We start from the raw sequence: 16789 nt of genomic DNA on the forward strand, positions 1-16789 counted from the left end.
CTGGGAACTGGCCGGTGGCTGGACGACGGTCAACGGCGAACGCGTGAAAGACGAAGGTGTACTGGAACCGTTCGATGTATCGCTGGAAGAAGCGCAAGACATGGTGATGACCGCCCGCGTGATGCTGGGTTGGGTTGACCCTGATGATCTTGTGTCGGATAGCGAAGAAGGCTCGATCACGGAGGAGGAGGCCTGATCGCAGGCCTCTGAGGGGATCGCAGATGGCGCGTGGTGGCCATAGCAAAGAACGCGATGAAGTCGAACGCAAGTGCATCGTCACGGGCGAGGTGCAGCCAAAGGCTGGCTTGATCCGCTTTGTTGTGGGCCCTGACAATCAGGTTGTGCCTGATGTCTTGGGCAAACTGCCGGGCCGAGGAATGTATGTGACGGCTGACCGGACAACGCTTGAAGAGGCGAAGAAAGGTCAGTTTTCACGCTCTGCCAAGCAGGCGGTCGCTGTGCCTGACGGTCTGGTGGAGGAAGTTGAACGCCAACTTGCCCGCCGCACCGTTGATCTGATCGCACTGACCCGCAAAGCGGGCCGTGCGGTTTGCGGATTTGAGAAGGTAAAGGGTTGGCTTGCCGGTGGTGAGCGGGTCCGTGTTCTGGTTCAGGCCTCTGACGGGTCGGAACGGGGCAAAACGAAACTATGGACGCCCGAGGGCGCCCGATACTTTGGCTGCCTGACCTCTCAGGAATTGGGTTTGGCATTTGGGCGGCAAAGTGTGATACATGGCGCGCTTGCGACTGGCAGACTCAGCGATCGTGTTGTAGAGGAAGCCACAAAGCTACGCGGATTACGCGAAGGGAACGGGGGCGATACGGCCTCCGGGAAGGATAAAGAAGCTAAATGAGCGATAACGACGGTAAAAAGACACTCGGCCTTGGTGGTTCACGTCCCAGCAACGTGAAGCAAAGTTTTAGCCATGGGCGGACCAAAAACGTCGTGGTGGAAACCAAACGCAAACGCGTTGTGGTGCCGAAGCCCGGTGCAGCCAAGCCTACCACAACCGGTGGCCCTGTTGGCGGCGATCCAAAGAAGCGCCCCGCTGGCATTTCCGATGTCGAACTAGAGCGCCGGATGAATGCGCTGAAGATGGCCAAAGCGCGCGAGGCCGAAGAGGCCGCTGCGCGTGAAGCCGAAGAAAAAGAACGCGCTGCCGAGCGTGAAGCGCGTCGCGCCGAGATGGAGGCCAAAGAGGCCGAGGATCGCGAGCGCGAGGAGCGTGCTAAGGCAAAAGCCGAGGAAGAAGAGCGCAAGGCCGCTGCCGCTGCGAAAGCCAAGGCAATCGCAGATGCGCCGCCTGCTGCCGCCGCTGTCCCAGGTGAAACCGAGATTTCCCGCCCCTCTGCCGCGCCGCGCAAAGCGGATCGTGGAAACGATGCGCGCGATAAAGAGACCAAGCCGAAACCAAACCGTGGTGGTGAAGATAACCGCCGTTCCGGCAAGCTGACGCTGAACGATGCGATGGCCGGCCGCGAAGGTGGGCGTCAACGCTCGATGGCTGCGATGAAGCGCAAGCAGGACCGCGCCCGTGCGAAAGCAATGGGTGGATCGGTTGAGCGCGAAAAGGTCTTCCGCGAAGTGGCGCTGCCCGAGGCGATCACGGTGTCGGAACTGGCCAACAGGATGACCGAGCGTGTTGCCGACGTTGTGAAAGCGTTGATGACCAACGGTATCATGGCGACGCAGAACCAGACGATTGATGCGGACACCGCCGAATTGATCATTGAAGAATTCGGCCACACAGTTGTACGTGTTTCCGATGCGGACGTCGAAGATGTCATCCAGGCTGTTGAAGATAAGCCCGAAGACCTTAAACCGCGCCCGCCGATCATTACGATCATGGGCCACGTTGACCACGGCAAAACTTCGCTGCTGGATGCGATCCGTAATGCAAAGGTTGTGGCCGGCGAAGCAGGCGGGATCACACAGCACATCGGTGCCTATCAGGTCACGACCGAGAGCGGAGCAGTTCTGTGCTTCCTCGACACGCCGGGCCACGCGGCCTTTACCTCGATGCGTTCGCGCGGTGCACAGGTGACGGATATCGTCGTGCTTGTTGTCGCGGCGGATGATGCTGTGATGCCACAAACGATTGAGGCGATTAACCACGCGAAAGCGGCGAAAGTGCCGATGATCGTGGCGATCAACAAAATCGACAAGCCCGATGCGAACCCTGACAAAGTGCGCACCGATCTGTTGCAGCACGAAGTGATCGTTGAGAAAATGTCCGGCGATGTGCAGGACGTTGAAGTATCGGCCATCACGGGCCAAGGTCTTGATGATCTGCTTGAGGCGATTGCGCTGCAGGCCGAAATCCTTGAACTAAAAGCCAACCCTGATCGGGCTGCCGAAGGTGCCGTGATCGAGGCGCAGCTTGACGTAGGCCGCGGCCCTGTTGCCACCGTTCTGGTGCAGAACGGGACATTGCGCCAAGGCGACATCTTTGTTGTGGGCGAGCAGTACGGCAAGGTCCGAGCGCTGATCAACGACAAAGGCGAGCGCGTGCAAGAAGCAGGTCCTGCCGTACCGGTTGAGGTGCTTGGCCTGAATGGCACGCCAGAAGCAGGTGATGTGCTGAATGTGGTTTCCACTGATGCGCAGGCACGTGAAATCGCCGAGTATCGTGAAAAGGCCGCGAAAGAGAAACGCGCTGCTGCCGGTGCTGCGACGACGCTGGAACAGCTGATGGCGAACGCCAAAGCCGATGAAAACGTCAGCGAACTGCCGATTGTGGTAAAAGCAGACGTGCAAGGCTCGGCCGAAGCGATCGTGCAAGCGATGGAGAAAATCGGCAACGACGAGGTCCGCGTGCGTGTCCTGCACTCTGGCGTTGGTGCGATCACCGAAACCGATATTGGCCTTGCCGAAGCATCCGGCGCGCCTGTCTTTGGCTTTAACGTCCGTGCGAATGCTTCTGCACGTAACACGGCCAACCAGAAAGGTGTCGAAATCCGTTACTACTCGGTCATCTATGACCTTGTGGATGACGTGAAAGCTGCGGCCTCGGGTCTGTTGTCTGCGGAAATTCGCGAAAAGTTCATCGGCTATGCCAACATCAAAGAGGTCTTCAAGGTCTCGAATGTGGGTAAGGTTGCGGGCTGTCTCGTCACCGAAGGTGTCGCGCGTCGTTCTGCGGGCGTCCGTCTGCTGCGCGACAACGTGGTTATCCACGAAGGCACGCTGAAAACGCTCAAGCGCTTTAAGGACGAAGTTGCCGAGGTGCAATCCGGTCAGGAATGCGGCATGGCGTTCGAGAACTATGATGACATCCGCCCGAATGATGTGATCGAGATTTTCGAGCGTGAAGAGATCGAGCGCAACCTGTAAGAGCAGGCATCAAGAATAGAAAAGGGCGGTCCCAACGGGCCGCCTTTTTTTGTTTCGATGTTGCTAAAGCCAATCCCGCAAGATCGGGATCAGCGGCACGTCTGCTGCGGGCATCGGGTAATCGCGCAGCTCATTCGCGCGCACCCATTTGAGCGCCTGCCCCTCGCGCGATTGCGGCGTGCCGTCCCATTTCCGGCAGGCGAACAGCGGCATCAGCAGGTGGAATTTCTCATAGCTGTGACTGGCAAAGGTCAGCGGCGCGAGGCAGGACGCCCAAGTGTCGATCCCCAGTTCCTCTTGCAGTTCGCGGATCAGCGCGAGTTCCGGGGTTTCACCTTCTTCCACCTTGCCGCCGGGAAATTCCCACAGGCCCGCCATGGATTTTCCCTCGGGGCGTTGTGCCAAAAGGATCCGGCCGTCGCCATCAATCAGGGCAACAGCAGACACCAGAACAGTCTTCATGAGCGATAATCAGCGTTGATTGTGATGTAGCCGTGGGTCAGATCGCAGGTCCAGACGGTGCTTTCGCCACTGCCGATCCCCAGATCAACGCCGATCTCAAGCTCGGCGTTTTTCATATAGGCGCTGGTGGCCTCTTCCGAATAATCCGGCGCGCGCCAGCCGTTTTCGGCGACGGTGATGTCCCCAAACCGAATGCTGAGCGTGTCGCGGTCTGCTGCGGCGCCTGACTTGCCAACAGCCATCACAATCCTACCCCAGTTGGCGTCTTCGCCTGCGATCGCGGTTTTCACCAAAGGTGAATTGGCGATCGAGAGCGCCACTTTATGGGCGTCGGTATCATTCTTTGCGCCGGTCACTTTGACGGTCACAAATTTGGTCGCCCCTTCGCCATCCCGCACGACCTGATGCGCGAGGTCCTGCATCACGTTGTGCAAAGCCTCTGCGAAATCGGCGTTTCCTGTCACATCCACACCTGATGCGCCAGTTGCGGCCATCAAAAGCGAATCCGAGGTAGATGTGTCGCTATCGACGGTGATGCAGTTGAAGGTTTTCGCGTTGGTTTCGGAAACAAGCGTCTGCAAATCCACCTGCCCGATCTGCGCGTCAGTAAAGATATAGACCAGCATTGTCGCCATATCCGGTGCGATCATGCCAGAGCCTTTGGCGATGCCTGCGATCTTCACGTCTTTGCCGTCTACCGTGATCGTGGCTGCGGCGCCCTTGGCAAAAGTATCGGTGGTCATGATCGCGCGGGCGGCGTTTTCAATCTCATCCGCACTTTGGTTTGCGTGCAATTCCGCGATCTTGGCGATGATCCGGTCATGTGGCAGCGGCTCACCGATTACGCCTGTTGATGCGGTAAAGATCCGGTCTAGCGGCGCGCCTGTTTCGGCTGCCACGGCTTCACACACCGCCTGAACCGATGCGCTGCCGCGGCTGCCGGTAAAGGCGTTTGAATTGCCTGAATTTACCAGAAACGCGGCGATGTTGCTTGGGTCACTACCCAGTTTCGCCTGACAATCCAGCACAGGCGCCGAGCGTGTCGCCGAGCGTGTAAAGACGCCGGCAACCGCGGACCCCGGCGTGACAATCGCCAGCATCACATCGGTACGGTTCTTGTATTTGACGCCTGCGGCGGCCGCCGCAAAGGTGACCCCGCCAATCTTGGGCAGTTCCGGAAAAGTTGCGGGGGCAAGGGGCGAAACAGGCATATCAGATCAATCCAGCAGGTTGGTTGCATCAATCAGGCTGGGGTCAAACTGCCCCGGCTCTGGCTTTGTGATTGTTTCCTCTGCCGCCAATGCATCCAGACGGACGGTGATTGCCGCCTCTTGGAGTTCGGCAGTCAGCTCGCGGCGAACATCATCGAGTGTCGGGCCGGCCTGAATCCGCTTGTCGAGCAGTGTCGCAACATGCCAGCCGAACTGGGTTTCGAACGGTTCGGTCACGCCACCGACCTCAAGTGCTGTCACGGCGTTTTCGAATTCAGGCACCATGGCGCCTGCGCCGAACCAACCCAGATTGCCGCCATTCGGCCCTGTCGGTCCGGTGGATACATCGCGGGCCACATCAGCAAAGGCCGCACCTTCATCTATGCGGGTCTTGGCAGCGGCGGCTTCTTCTTGTGTTTCGACAAGAAGGTGTGCGGCGTTGAATTCCTCGATCTCCTCGGCATTCGCAAAGCGTTCGTCATAGGCGGCCTGGAGATCAGCCTCGGTCACCGCATTTTCGGCAATTTCTGTAATCTCTTCGGCTGCAAGCAAAGAGCGGCGTTCGTTTAGCAGCGTAAAGGTGGTGCGCGCAGAAGGTTCGCCCGCTGCATCTGCCAAAAGCTGTTGCTGGATCAGTTGATCGACAAGCCCGTCAAAAAGCACCTCGGCAGGGAGTTGCGCATACTGCGGCGGCAGCAGGGTGCGGGCGATGATAATCTCGCCCATGGTGATCTCTGTTTCGCCCACAGTAGCAACAACTGTGTCGGCCGTTACGTCTTGGGCGAAGGCCCCGGTCGACAAAGTGGCGGCCACAGCAGTTGCACCCAAAAATGTAACATGTTTCAGCATTATACGATCCCTTGATAAACCGCGGCGGCCCGCGGCGTTGACACTGTACTGACAGCCCCTTACATCCCAAAGATGCCTCGAGGAGGCCGTTAAGTTCGAAAATCTTGGCCCTTTCTAAGTGGCCTGAAGCGGGCCTACAAGCGACCTCCTCTCAAATAGATGTCAGACAGGCGCCGAGGCGCCATCGGAGAGAACATGCTGGGTTTCGGAACAATTGCCAAAAAGGTGTTTGGCACCGCAAACGACCGCAAAGTAAAGGCTGCCCGCCCCTTGGTCGATAAGATCAATGCGCTAGAGCCTGAGTTTGAGGCGCTTTCTGACGAAGGCATCAAGCAAAAGACCGAAGAGCTTGCCAAGCGCGCAATGGGTGGCGAGAGCCTTGACGATCTGTTGCCAGAGGCATTTGCCAACTGTCGCGAGGCGGCGAAACGTGCCTTGGGCTTGCGGGCGTTTGACACCCAGCTCAAGGGCGGGATTTTCCTGCATCAGGGCAATATTGCCGAAATGAAGACCGGTGAAGGTAAAACGCTTGTTGCGACGTTCCCGGCCTATCTGAACGCGCTGACCGGTAAGGGTGTGCATATCGTCACCGTGAACGACTATCTGGCCCGCCGTGACGCGGAATGGATGAGCAAGGTCTATGGCGCTTTGGGTCTGACCACGGGTGTGGTCTTTCCCCAGCAGCCAGAGGGTGAAAAGAAAGCTGCCTACGCCTGTGACGTGACTTATGCCACGAACAACGAACTGGGCTTTGATTACCTGCGCGACAACATGAAATCGGACCTCAACCAGATGTTCCAGCGCGACCACAACTTTGCGATTGTGGACGAAGTTGACAGTATCCTGATTGATGAGGCGCGCACACCGCTGATCATTTCCGGCCCCGCGCAAGACCGGTCCGACATGTACGCGACCATCGACAAGGTGATCCCCGATGTGGCGGATGAACACTTCACGCTTGATGAAAAAACCCGCCAAGTGTCGTTCTCTGAAGAAGGCAACGACTTTCTCGAAGAGAAACTCACCGCTGCGGGTCTCTTGCCTGAGGGGCAGACCCTTTATGATCCCGAAAGCGCGACGTTGGTCCACCATGTGAACCAGGCCCTGCGTGCGCATAAACTCTTTACCAAAGACAAGGATTACATTGTCCGCGACGACGAGGTCGTGCTGATTGACGAATTCACTGGCCGTATGATGGCGGGTCGCCGTCTGTCGGACGGTCTGCATCAGGCGATCGAAGCGAAAGAAGGCTGCACGATCAAGCCCGAGAACGTGACTTTGGCTTCTGTTACCTTCCAGAACTATTTCCGCCTTTACGACAAACTGGGCGGCATGACAGGCACCGCTGCGACCGAGGCCGAGGAATTCCGCGAGATCTATAACCTTGGCGTGGTTGAGGTGCCGACAAACCGCCCGGTTGCCCGTATCGACGAAGATGACCAGGTTTATCGCACCGCGCGCGAGAAATTCGAAGGTATCGTCGCAGAGATCAAAGAGGCCCATGCCAAGGGCCAGCCGATTCTTGTGGGTACGACATCTATCGAAAAGTCAGAGGCCTTGGCCGAGATGCTGAAAGCCGAGGGAATCACCTACAATATCCTCAACGCACGCCAGCACGAACAAGAAGCCCAGATTGTGGCCGATGCCGGCAAGCTGAACGCCGTGACGATTGCGACCAATATGGCGGGTCGTGGTACAGACATTCAATTGGGCGGTAACGTCGAGATGCGCGTGATGCAGGCCATGGAACAAAATCCCGAAGCTGACATCGAAGCGGTCCGTGCCAAGATCGAGGCCGAAGTTGCCGATGAAAAGGAAAAGGTGAAAGCGGCCGGTGGTCTTTATGTGCTGGCGACTGAACGGCACGAAAGCCGCCGGATTGATAACCAGTTGCGTGGCCGTTCCGGCCGTCAGGGTGACCCGGGCCGTTCTGCTTTCTTTCTGTCGCTCGAAGACGATCTGATGCGGATTTTCGGCTCTGACCGTCTGGACAAAGTGCTGTCCGGTTTGGGCATGAAAGAGGGTGAAGCGATCGTGCACCCATGGGTGAACAAATCGCTTGAGCGCGCGCAAGCCAAGGTCGAAGGCCGCAACTTTGACATTCGCAAGCAGCTTTTGAAGTTCGACGATGTGATGAATGAACAGCGCAAGGTGATCTTCTCGCAGCGTCGCGATATCATGATGGCCAAGGATCTGTCAGAGGTCACAAAGGACATGCGTGATCAGGTGATCGATGATCTTGTTCACGACTTTATGCCGCCAAAAACATATGCAGATCAATGGGATACCGAAGGACTCGCGGAAAGCGTTAAGGACCATATCGGCCTTGATTTACCTGTCGTTGCATGGGCAGATGAAGAGGGTGTCGATGATGACGATATCCGCGAACGCATTGAAGAAGCCGCTGATAAATACATGGCTGAGAAGGCAGAAGCCTTCGGCGATGAGACGATGCGCAACGTTGAAAAGCAGCTTTTGTTGCAAACCATTGACGCCAAATGGCGTGAGCATTTGCTGACGCTTGAGCACCTGCGCTCAGTGGTGGGTTTCCGTGGGTATGCCCAACGGGATCCGCTGAACGAATACAAGACCGAAGGGTTCCAGTTGTTCGAAACCATGCTGGAAAGCCTGCGTTCTGATGTGACGAAAAAGCTGGCGCAGATCCGGCCAATGTCGAAGGAAGAGCAGGAACAGATGATCGCCCAGATCCGCCAGCAGCAAGCAGCCGCAGCAGCAGCGACGGCAGGTGCTGCGGCCCCTGCGGCGGCGGCGGAAGCTACGGGATCGGCGCGTGAAGGTTTTGACGAAAACGACCCGAACACATGGGGAAACCCGGGCCGCAACGACAGCTGTCCTTGTGGATCAGGCAAAAAGTTTAAACACTGTCACGGGCGGCTCGCCTAATTTCTGACATAATCGGGACACGCTAAGACCTTTAGGCAGTCCTGTTAACGTCACGCTAATATTGCACCCTCATTGTAGCTTTTCTGCCGCTGTGAGGGATGGGGATGTCTCGCTTAAAGACAATCAAGACAATTGCGTCTACGCTCACCGTGGCGCTTTCGATTGGATTCGTGGCGCAGTATGGTGAAACGACACCGGATATGAACGGTGCAAATGTGGTTGAAACCTACAACAAAGCGCCCCGCTCTTTGATGTTGTCGACCAATACGGAAGGGCAGGCTGTTTTTGGCGTGCCCAACATCGTCACAACGCCTCTGGACCATACAGCGAATGCCAAAAGGGTCGTTGCGGTTGCTTCGGTCTACACAGAATTCGACACCCCCCGCTTCCAGTCCATCATGGCGACGCCCCTGCCAGGATGCGAAACCGTTATCAATACCCGCCGCGAGACTGCGGCCCTGGTGACGCTAAATGTCGCTTCGCCGTGCCTCGCAAACAGATCATTTGTTGTCTCGCATAGTGGTTTGCGCGTCTCTGCAACCACGGATCGTGGTGGCAATGCGCAAGTAGTGATGCCTGCACTGATTCCCAATGCCAAATTCGAAGTGACCTTTGACAACATTCTCAAGGCATCTACCGAAATTTTTGTGCCGGAGCTGCGCCGATACGACCGCGCGGTGTTGCAATGGTCATCGACAGATAACATGCGTCTTCATGCGCTTGAAAACGGTGCGCAGATTGGCGATCCGGGGCATGTCTGGTCGGCATCTTTTCACAATGCAGTAGATACACGTGCCGGCAAAAACGGTTTTGTTATCTTTCTCGGCGAATCCGAGGCTGAAATTCCTTTCCAGGCCGAGGTTTATACCTTTCCCGCGGGTCAGATGAACCGCAACAGCGGTGTTGACTTGCGGGTGGGTGTCACTGTGACCGCAGCGAACTGTGGTCGTGAGGTTGACGCAGGGACGATCCAAACCAATTCGGGCCAGACGCTTGTGGTAAAAGAGATTACGCTCCAAATGCCTGCCTGTGATCAAGTCGGTGAGGTGACGCTGATTCGGAACAAATTCACAAACCTCGCTGTTGTCTCAAACTAGGCGGTTCCGTCAAACAGACCGAGTGAGCGAAAGCTGGTTTCGCGCGATTTTCCGATAATCAGATGATCATGCACCGTGATGTTCAGTGCCATGGCGGCGTTCGTGATCTGCCGTGTCATCTGCACATCGGCATCTGATGGCGTAGGATCACCGGATGGGTGGTTGTGCACGAGGATAAGGGCGCTTGCATTCAGTTCGAGCGCACGTTTCACGACCTCACGCGGATAGACCGGCACATGATCGACCGTGCCCTTTGCCTGCTCTTCATCGGCGATGACAGTGTTCTTGGTATCAAGAAACAGGATGCGAAACTGCTCGGTTTCGCGGTGCGCCATCGTCGTGTGGCAATAGTTCAGTAAAGCATCCCAGTTCGAAAGTACGTGGCGCTGCATCACCTTTGAGCGCGACAGACGGTGGGCCGCCGCTTCGACCAGTTTGAGTTCTAACAGAACGGCATCGCCAACGCCCTTCACCGCAGTAAGCTGGGATAGCCGCGCAGAAAGAACGCGGTTGAAATCGCCAAAGGTATCAATCAGCGCCCGTGCGAGCGGTTTGACATCCTGTCGCGGGATCGCGCGGAACAGCACGAGTTCAAGCAGTTCATAATCCGGCATGGCATTGGCCCCGCCCGCCAGAAAGCGTTCGCGCAACCGCTTGCGGTGGTCACGCACATAAGACGGGAGTTTGCCGGGGGTGAGCGGCGCAACATCGGTCACGTCGTCGTGGTCAGGAAATAGGGAAGGAGCTTCGGCAAAGTGATTCATATTCTCACTTTGCCGAAGTAGTGGTTACTGCGCGGTTAACGCTAGCTCTTCATCGAGTCCCAAAAGCTTTTGACTGTGTCGAAAAAGCTTGATCCATGCGGATTGTTGTCTTCGCTCAACTGATCGAACTCTTTGAGGATTTCACGCTGGCGTGCGGTCAGTTTGACAGGCGTTTCGACAGCCAATTCGATGAACATGTCGCCTATACCACCACCCCGAAGGGCAGGCATTCCCTTGCCGCGCAGACGCATCTGCCGACCGGACTGTGATCCTTCGGGCACCTTTACGCGGCTGCGGCCACCGTCAATCGTGGGTACCTCAATTTCGCCACCCAAAGCGGCGGTCGCGATCGAGACGGGCACACGGCAATAAAGGTTCGTGTTTTCCCGTTCAAAAAGCGCATGGTTCTGCACTTCGATAAAGATATAGAGATCGCCCGTTGGTCCACCGCGCATCCCTGCTTCGCCCTCACCGGCAAGGCGGATGCGTGTACCGGTTTCAACACCAGCCGGGATGTTTACAGACAGCGACTTTTCCTTCTCGACACGGCCTTGGCCGTGGCAGGTCCGGCAAGGATCCTTGATGGTCTGGCCCATGCCGGAACAAGTAGGGCAGGTCCGTTCGACCGTAAAGAAACCCTGCTGTGCCCGCACTTTGCCCATACCTGAACATGTAGGGCAGGTCTGCGGTTCAGATCCGCCTTCGGCGCCTGTTCCGCTGCAGGATCCACAGGTTACGGCCGTTGGAACGGTGATCGTCTTCTGCATCCCTGAAAACGCATCTTCAAGGTTGATCCGGAGGTTGTACCGCAGGTCATTGCCGCGCTGGGCCGCACTGCGTCTACCGCCACCGCGACCACCCATGAAATCACCAAAGAGATCGTCGAACACGTCAGAGAACGCGCTGCCAAAGTCACCTTGGCCACCGCGTGGCCCGCCACCGCCACCGCCCATACCGTTTTCGAACGCGGCATGACCATAGCGGTCGTAGGCGGCTTTCTTGTTCGGGTCCTTCAGAACTTCGTAGGCCTCATTGGCCTCTTTGAACTGGGCTTCTGCATTAGGATTGTCGGCATTACGATCAGGGTGGAGCTCTTTCGCCTTCTGGCGGTAGCCCTTCTTGATCTCGGCAGCATCGGCGCCTTTGGCAACACCAAGCACTTCGTAATAGTCACGTTTTGCCATGATAAGTTCCCCCTTGGGAATGACAAAGACCGGCCCGGTTCAGGGGCCGGTCACATGTCAGCGGCGCGCGGCCTTAGTTGTCACGCTTGTCGTCGCCCAGATCTTCGAAATCCGCATCAAGGATTTCTTCGTCTGCACCCGGTGCATCCGGCTCTACTTCGCCGTCCGCTTCTTGCTGGGACTTATAGATCGCTTCGCCCAGCTTCATGGCTGCTTCGGTCACGTTCTGGATGCCGGACTTGATCTTGTCGGCTTTGTCACCTTCCAGATCATCTTTGAGCGCGGCAATCGCCAACTCGATCGCTTCGATCGTGGTCGGGTCAACCTTGTCTGCATGCTCTTCCATCGACTTTTCGGTCGAGTGGATCAGGCTTTCGGCCTGGTTTTTCGCATCCACAAGCTCACGGCGTTCCTTGTCGGCCTCGGCGTTTGCCTCGGCGTCCTTGACCATTGCTTCGATGTCCTCATCGGACAAACCACCAGAGGCCTGGATCGTGATCTTCTGCTCTTTGCCGGTGCCTTTGTCCTTGGCGCCGACTTCAACGATGCCGTTGGCGTCGATGTCGAAAGTCACTTCGATCTGTGGCATGCCGCGTGGCGCTGGCGGGATATCTTCGAGGTTGAACTGGCCCAACATCTTGTTGTCTGCGGCCATTTCACGCTCACCCTGAAACACGCGCAGTGTCACGGCGTTCTGGTTGTCTTCGGCAGTCGAGAAGACCTGAGACTTTTTCGTCGGGATCGTCGTGTTGCGGTCGATAAGGCGTGTGAACACACCACCGAGCGTTTCGATACCCAGCGACAACGGTGTCACGTCGAGAAGAACCACGTCTTTGACGTCACCCTGCAGAACACCGGCCTGAATTGCGGCACCCATGGCAACCACTTCGTCAGGGTTCACGCCTTGGTGGGCTTCCTTGCCAAAGAACTTGGCGACTTCTTCCTTCACCTTCGGCATGCGTGTCATACCACCGACCAACACGACTTCGTCGATGTCAGATGTGGACAGGCCCGCGTCTTTGATCGCGTCTTTACATGGCTTCAGTGACGCCTTGATCAGATCGCCAACAAGGCTTTCCAGCTTCGCACGGGTCAGTTTCATCACCATGTGCAGCGGCTGGCCGTTAGAGCCCATCGAAATAAACGGCTGGTTGATTTCGGTGCTCGAGGAAGAAGACAATTCGATCTTGGCTTTCTCGGCGGCTTCTTTCAGACGCTGCAACGCCATCTTGTCCTTGGTCAGATCGACCGAGTTCTCTTTTTTGAACTCGTCTGCAAGGTAGTTGACGATGCGCATGTCAAAGTCTTCACCACCGAGGAACGTGTCACCGTTGGTGGATTTCACTTCGAACAGGCCGTCGTCGATCTCAAGGATGGTGACGTCGAATGTACCACCGCCAAGGTCATAAACGGCGATTGTCTTGCTGTCTTTTTTGTCCAGACCGTAGGCCAGCGCTGCCGCTGTCGGCTCGTTGATGATCCGCAGCACTTCCAGACCGGCGATTTTACCGGCGTCTTTGGTGGCCTGACGCTGGGCGTCGTTAAAGTAGGCAGGGACGGTGATAACAGCCTGCGTTACTTCTTCGCCAAGATAGCTCTCGGCGGTTTCTTTCATTTTGCCAAGGATAAAGGCAGAGATCTGGCTGGGGGAGTATTTCTCACCCTTGGCCTCGACCCATGCGTCACCGTTGCCGCCGTTGACGACATTGAACGGCATGTTCTTTTTGTCTTTGGCGAGATCTTTGTCGTCGAACCGGCGACCGATCAGGCGCTTGACGGCAAAGATAGTATTCTCGGGGTTGGTGACAGCCTGGCGTTTTGCAGGCTGGCCGACAAGGCGCTCATCATCGGTGAACGCAACGATAGATGGCGTTGTGCGCGCACCTTCAGAGTTTTCGATAACACGCGGCTTTGCACCATCCATGATGGCGATACAGGAGTTCGTGGTTCCCAGGTCGATACCAATAACTTTGGCCATTTTTCAAATCCCTCTACTTTAGGCGGTTTGAGCAGCGCGAACCCGTTTCGGCACCCGCGCCAGTTTCATGTCTGAAGTCCGCGATTGCTCTGCACGACTTCGATCTCAGCGTATATAGGGGTGGGATATTGGGGCTGCAAGCATCTGGGGTGCACCGAGAAGGCTAAATTGCCGGTTTTTTCCGCAGAGGCAGCGCTTGTTTTGCCTATCGTCCGGCAGACCAGCTAATTGAGACGTGCTGCCGCCCGAAGAATTCGCCCATGAGACCGATCATGATCAGGACGAGCGATAGATAAATCGGGTATTCGACACTGGTGAACTGCGGGTTGTAATGCAGGAACACAGCACCGCGCATCTGGTCGATGTTGTGGAACAAAGGGTTCCAGTCAAACATCGCCATCATGGAGGCGGGCAGTGTGTTGACAACAAACATTTTTCCTGAGGCGAGCATATTCACACGTATGTAAATCGTTTTTGCAAGCGACGTGAACCGCGGAAACCAGGGGCTCAGTGCCAGAAAAATCATGCCTACCGCACAGCCCGAAAACCACGCCATCAGGAAAAAGCCCATTGCGGCGACAGGATCGTAGATCGTGATGGGGTTAAAGGCGATGTGATAGATCGACAGGATCACGACCAAGGTAATGATTTGTGTGTAAAGTGTTGCAAGTGCAGCAGCCACGATGGCGATGATTGTATTCATTGGGCGGTGAAGCATCATCGAAGATGTGGGTCCACCCGCACCCATGACGGCGCTCACTGCCTTGATATGCGTAAGATAAACAAAAATTCCGGTCATGATGTAAAGCATCATATCGCCACGGATCGGAGAACTGCGAAGCCCGAGCACGGTGAAAAACAGCAGGAAGGCGATGATCATCGTCAGGCCCTGCATCAGGTTCAGCAACATTGCGATAACGGCATTGCGATGGCCGCTGCGCGCCTTGCGGACAATCGTATGATAGATCACCTCAAGCATGCCAAACAGACCGCTTGTCTTGTTTCTATAGATCGGGGTCTGGAACATCGGCAGTCCGTTTAGCTGGGTGAAAACGCTGGTGTGGGTGTTGCGACGATAACCTTGCTGATCGCGCGGGGAAACATCATAAACAGGCCGAACAGGGCTTTTTGATGACAGGTGGCATTTAATGGATTTTGAAGAACTCACCAAAGTGATGCGTGAGCTTGCTTTACAGGCTGGTGACAAGATCATGGAAATCTATAACGGGGACGATTTTGAAGTCCGCTCCAAAAGTGATGAAAGCCCGGTCACTGTCGCGGATGAAGCTGCAGATGCAATCATCAGCGCAGGGCTGCGTGCAGCCTTCCCCGACATCCCGTTAGTCACCGAGGAACAGGCCGCATCGCATAAGGTTTCGGCCCGCACATTTCTGATTGTCGATCCGCTGGATGGCACGAAGGAATTTATCAAACGGCGGGGCGATTTCACTGTGAATATTGCCTACGTCAAAGACGGCGTGCCGGTGCGTGGCATTGTCTATGCCCCTGCGAGAGAGCGGCTTTTTTATACCGATGCCGAAGGCGCCTCTGTCGAAGAGCACGGCGCATTCGCGTTGGAAAAACAGGGCCAAACCACGCCAATCACTGTGTCTAAACCTGATAATGATGCGCTGCTTGTCGTTGCATCCAAGTCGCACCGCGATCAAGCGACTGACGACTATATCAGCAAATACACGACAGCAGATATGAAGAGCGCAGGTTCGTCCCTGAAATTCTGTTTGGTGGCCACCGGTGAAGCCGATCTTTATCCACGCCTTGGTCGCACGATGGAATGGGACACGGCAGCGGGCCATGCTGTGTTGAATGGCGCAGGCGGTCATGTTGTCCGCTTTGATGACCACACACCATTGCAATATGGAAAACCTGCATTTGAAAACCCCTTCTTCATCGCTTACGCCCCGGGTGTCGCATTGGAGAAACCGTAATGTCAGTCATCATCGTCATTCCCGCACGGTACGCGTCTACGCGCTATCCCGGTAAACCGCTTGTGACGCTGAAAGGCGCCAGTGGTGAGGCCAAGAGCCTGATCCGCCGGTCATGGGATGCGGCCTGTGGTGTTGCGGGTGTCGACAAGGTGGTCGTGGCGACGGATGACGCGCGCATTGCCGAGGCTTGTGCAGCCTTTGGTGCTGAGTTCGTGATGACGTCGACCACCTGCCAGAACGGGACCGAGCGTTGCGCAGAGACGCTTGTGAACTTGGGTGATGAATATGACATCGTGGTAAACCTGCAGGGCGATGCTCCGCTGACACCGGCATGGTTCATTGAAGATCTGGTGCAAGGGCTGCGTGACAATCCATCAGCAGATGTTGCGACCCCTGTTTTGCGGACCGAAGGGCGTGCGTTGAACGGGCTGTTGCAGGACCGCCGCGAAGGACGCGTTGGCGGGACAACGGCCGTCTTTGGTGCGGACAACAACGCACTCTACTTCTCGAAAGAGGTGATTCCCTTCACCGGGAAAACCTATGGCGATGCGGATGAAACACCTGTTTTCCATCATGTTGGCGTTTATGCCTATCGACCGGATGCGCTCAAATCCTATCCACAGTGGCCCGCCGGGCCTTTGGAGCAATTGGAAGGGTTAGAGCAGTTGCGTTTTCTTGAACGGGGTGTTCCCATGCTCTGTGTGGAAGTCGCCGCCAAAGGCAGGCAGTTTTGGGAATTGAACAATCCCGAAGATGTTCCGCGTATAGAAGAAATGCTCAAAGAAATGGGGCATGACTAAGTTATTTATTTAGACAGGCCAGCCTGGGTCGCAGAAATTTCACGTTTCCCGTCTTAATATGGCCAATATCGGCAATTACATCAGTGTTTTTAGGTATCAAGAGTAGAGTCATGGATAGAAAAGTATCAAAAGCCATTTTTCCCGTCGCAGGGCTTGGAACGCGGTTTCTGCCGGCAACAAAATCCGTGCCCAAGGAAATCATGACCTTGGTCGACCGCCCTTTGATTCAATACGCGATTGACGAGGCGCGCGCCGCTGGC

13 protein-coding genes and 2 pseudogenes are annotated in these 16789 nt (G+C 56.1%); 8 read left to right on the top strand and 7 right to left on the bottom strand.

Translation table 11 applies throughout. The features are described from left to right. The 3 genes and pseudogenes from VGP75_RS18140 to infB form a co-directional block, all read left to right on the top strand. A pseudogene (locus VGP75_RS18140) lies at positions 1 to 196 on the top strand (transcription termination factor NusA); the annotation flags it as partial. A 25-nt stretch (positions 197 to 221) separates the two neighbouring features. Beyond that, positions 222 to 854, top strand: coding sequence for an RNA-binding protein (locus VGP75_RS18145; protein WP_327544995.1), 633 nt, complete (start codon positions 222 to 224; stop codon positions 852 to 854). After that, on the top strand, positions 851 to 3334 hold the full coding sequence (gene infB, locus VGP75_RS18150) for a translation initiation factor IF-2 (protein WP_327544996.1): 2484 nt from the start codon (positions 851 to 853) through the stop codon (positions 3332 to 3334). The genes VGP75_RS18145 and infB overlap by 4 nt, the downstream gene beginning before the upstream one ends. A gap of 63 nt (positions 3335 to 3397) precedes the next feature. Here infB and mutT read toward each other — a convergent pair whose 3' ends face one another. Genes mutT through VGP75_RS18165 form a run of 3 tightly spaced genes read right to left on the bottom strand, consistent with a single transcriptional unit; the run spans position 3398 to position 5856 of the window. Next, a complete protein-coding gene (gene mutT / locus VGP75_RS18155; protein WP_327544997.1) occupies positions 3398 to 3796 on the bottom strand; it encodes an 8-oxo-dGTP diphosphatase MutT in 399 nt (132 codons plus the stop codon). Beyond that, positions 3793 to 5007, bottom strand: a complete 1215-nt coding sequence (gene argJ, locus VGP75_RS18160; protein ID WP_327544998.1) for a bifunctional glutamate N-acetyltransferase/amino-acid acetyltransferase ArgJ — start codon at positions 5005 to 5007, stop codon at positions 3793 to 3795. The genes mutT and argJ overlap by 4 nt, the downstream gene beginning before the upstream one ends. A gap of 6 nt (positions 5008 to 5013) precedes the next feature. Further along, positions 5014 to 5856, bottom strand: a complete 843-nt coding sequence (locus VGP75_RS18165) for a peptidylprolyl isomerase (protein WP_327544999.1) — start codon at positions 5854 to 5856, stop codon at positions 5014 to 5016. Between the two features lie 195 nt (positions 5857 to 6051). Between VGP75_RS18165 and secA the strand changes: the two genes are divergently transcribed. Both secA and VGP75_RS18175 read left to right on the top strand, forming a co-directional pair. Next, positions 6052 to 8760 (top strand): preprotein translocase subunit SecA, encoded by a 2709-nt coding sequence (gene secA, locus VGP75_RS18170; RefSeq protein ID WP_327545000.1) that lies wholly within the window; start codon positions 6052 to 6054, stop codon positions 8758 to 8760. A gap of 104 nt (positions 8761 to 8864) precedes the next feature. Then, the gene (locus VGP75_RS18175; protein WP_327545001.1) at positions 8865 to 9857 is read left to right on the top strand and encodes a hypothetical protein; all 993 of its coding nucleotides are present in this window, start codon (positions 8865 to 8867) and stop codon (positions 9855 to 9857) included. Here the strand turns inward: VGP75_RS18175 and radC are convergent. The 4 genes from radC to VGP75_RS18195 all read right to left on the bottom strand — a co-directional run bounded on the left by radC (position 9854) and on the right by VGP75_RS18195 (position 14810). Next, positions 9854 to 10621 carry a RadC family protein gene (gene radC, locus VGP75_RS18180; protein WP_327545002.1) on the bottom strand — a complete coding sequence of 256 codons (768 nt, stop codon included), beginning with the start codon at positions 10619 to 10621 and terminating at the stop codon, positions 9854 to 9856. The two genes, VGP75_RS18175 and radC, sit on opposite strands and share 4 nt — an antisense overlap. 41 nt (positions 10622 to 10662) lie before the next feature. Further along, entirely contained in the window at positions 10663 to 11805 is a 1143-nt protein-coding gene (gene dnaJ / locus VGP75_RS18185) for a molecular chaperone DnaJ (RefSeq protein ID WP_327545003.1), read from the bottom strand. A gap of 73 nt (positions 11806 to 11878) precedes the next feature. Beyond that, positions 11879 to 13783 carry a molecular chaperone DnaK gene (gene dnaK / locus VGP75_RS18190; RefSeq protein WP_055295350.1) on the bottom strand — a complete coding sequence of 635 codons (1905 nt, stop codon included), beginning with the start codon at positions 13781 to 13783 and terminating at the stop codon, positions 11879 to 11881. Positions 13784 to 13988: 205 nt separating this feature from the next. Then, positions 13989 to 14810: an ABC transporter permease gene (locus tag VGP75_RS18195; protein WP_327545004.1), complete on the bottom strand. Its 822-nt coding sequence runs from the start codon at positions 14808 to 14810 to the stop codon at positions 13989 to 13991. Positions 14811 to 14931: 121 nt separating this feature from the next. Between VGP75_RS18195 and cysQ the strand changes: the two genes are divergently transcribed. The 3 genes and pseudogenes from cysQ to VGP75_RS18210 form a co-directional block, all read left to right on the top strand. Next, complete coding sequence (gene cysQ, locus VGP75_RS18200) at positions 14932 to 15729, top strand: 3'(2'),5'-bisphosphate nucleotidase CysQ (protein ID WP_327545005.1); 798 nt, start codon at positions 14932 to 14934, stop codon at positions 15727 to 15729. Then, on the top strand, positions 15729 to 16529 hold the full coding sequence (locus VGP75_RS18205) for a 3-deoxy-manno-octulosonate cytidylyltransferase (RefSeq protein WP_327545006.1): 801 nt from the start codon (positions 15729 to 15731) through the stop codon (positions 16527 to 16529). Before cysQ ends, VGP75_RS18205 begins: the two co-directional genes overlap by 1 nt. A 110-nt stretch (positions 16530 to 16639) precedes the next feature. Next, positions 16640 to 16789, top strand: a pseudogene (locus VGP75_RS18210) (UTP--glucose-1-phosphate uridylyltransferase); the annotation flags it as partial.

The sequence above is a fragment of the Yoonia sp. genome (assembly GCF_036007805.1).
In the GTDB taxonomy this organism is placed as follows: Bacteria; Pseudomonadota; Alphaproteobacteria; order Rhodobacterales; family Rhodobacteraceae; genus Yoonia.

Excerpts from the sequence above, each read along its gene's own strand:
- VGP75_RS18145 (WP_327544995.1), top strand. The coding sequence starts at position 222 with ATGGCGCGTGGTGGCCATAGCAAAGAACGCGATGAAGTCGAACGCAAG.
- infB (WP_327544996.1), top strand. The coding sequence starts at position 851 with ATGAGCGATAACGACGGTAAAAAGACACTCGGCCTTGGTGGTTCACGT.
- mutT (WP_327544997.1), bottom strand. The coding sequence starts at position 3,796 with ATGAAGACTGTTCTGGTGTCTGCTGTTGCCCTGATTGATGGCGACGGC.
- argJ (WP_327544998.1), bottom strand. The coding sequence starts at position 5,007 with ATGCCTGTTTCGCCCCTTGCCCCCGCAACTTTTCCGGAACTGCCCAAG.
- VGP75_RS18165 (WP_327544999.1), bottom strand. The coding sequence starts at position 5,856 with ATGCTGAAACATGTTACATTTTTGGGTGCAACTGCTGTGGCCGCCACT.
- secA (WP_327545000.1), top strand. The coding sequence starts at position 6,052 with ATGCTGGGTTTCGGAACAATTGCCAAAAAGGTGTTTGGCACCGCAAAC.
- VGP75_RS18175 (WP_327545001.1), top strand. The coding sequence starts at position 8,865 with ATGTCTCGCTTAAAGACAATCAAGACAATTGCGTCTACGCTCACCGTG.
- radC (WP_327545002.1), bottom strand. The coding sequence starts at position 10,621 with ATGAATCACTTTGCCGAAGCTCCTTCCCTATTTCCTGACCACGACGAC.
- dnaJ (WP_327545003.1), bottom strand. The coding sequence starts at position 11,805 with ATGGCAAAACGTGACTATTACGAAGTGCTTGGTGTTGCCAAAGGCGCC.
- dnaK (WP_055295350.1), bottom strand. The coding sequence starts at position 13,783 with ATGGCCAAAGTTATTGGTATCGACCTGGGAACCACGAACTCCTGTATC.
- VGP75_RS18195 (WP_327545004.1), bottom strand. The coding sequence starts at position 14,810 with ATGTTCCAGACCCCGATCTATAGAAACAAGACAAGCGGTCTGTTTGGC.
- cysQ (WP_327545005.1), top strand. The coding sequence starts at position 14,932 with ATGGATTTTGAAGAACTCACCAAAGTGATGCGTGAGCTTGCTTTACAG.
- VGP75_RS18205 (WP_327545006.1), top strand. The coding sequence starts at position 15,729 with ATGTCAGTCATCATCGTCATTCCCGCACGGTACGCGTCTACGCGCTAT.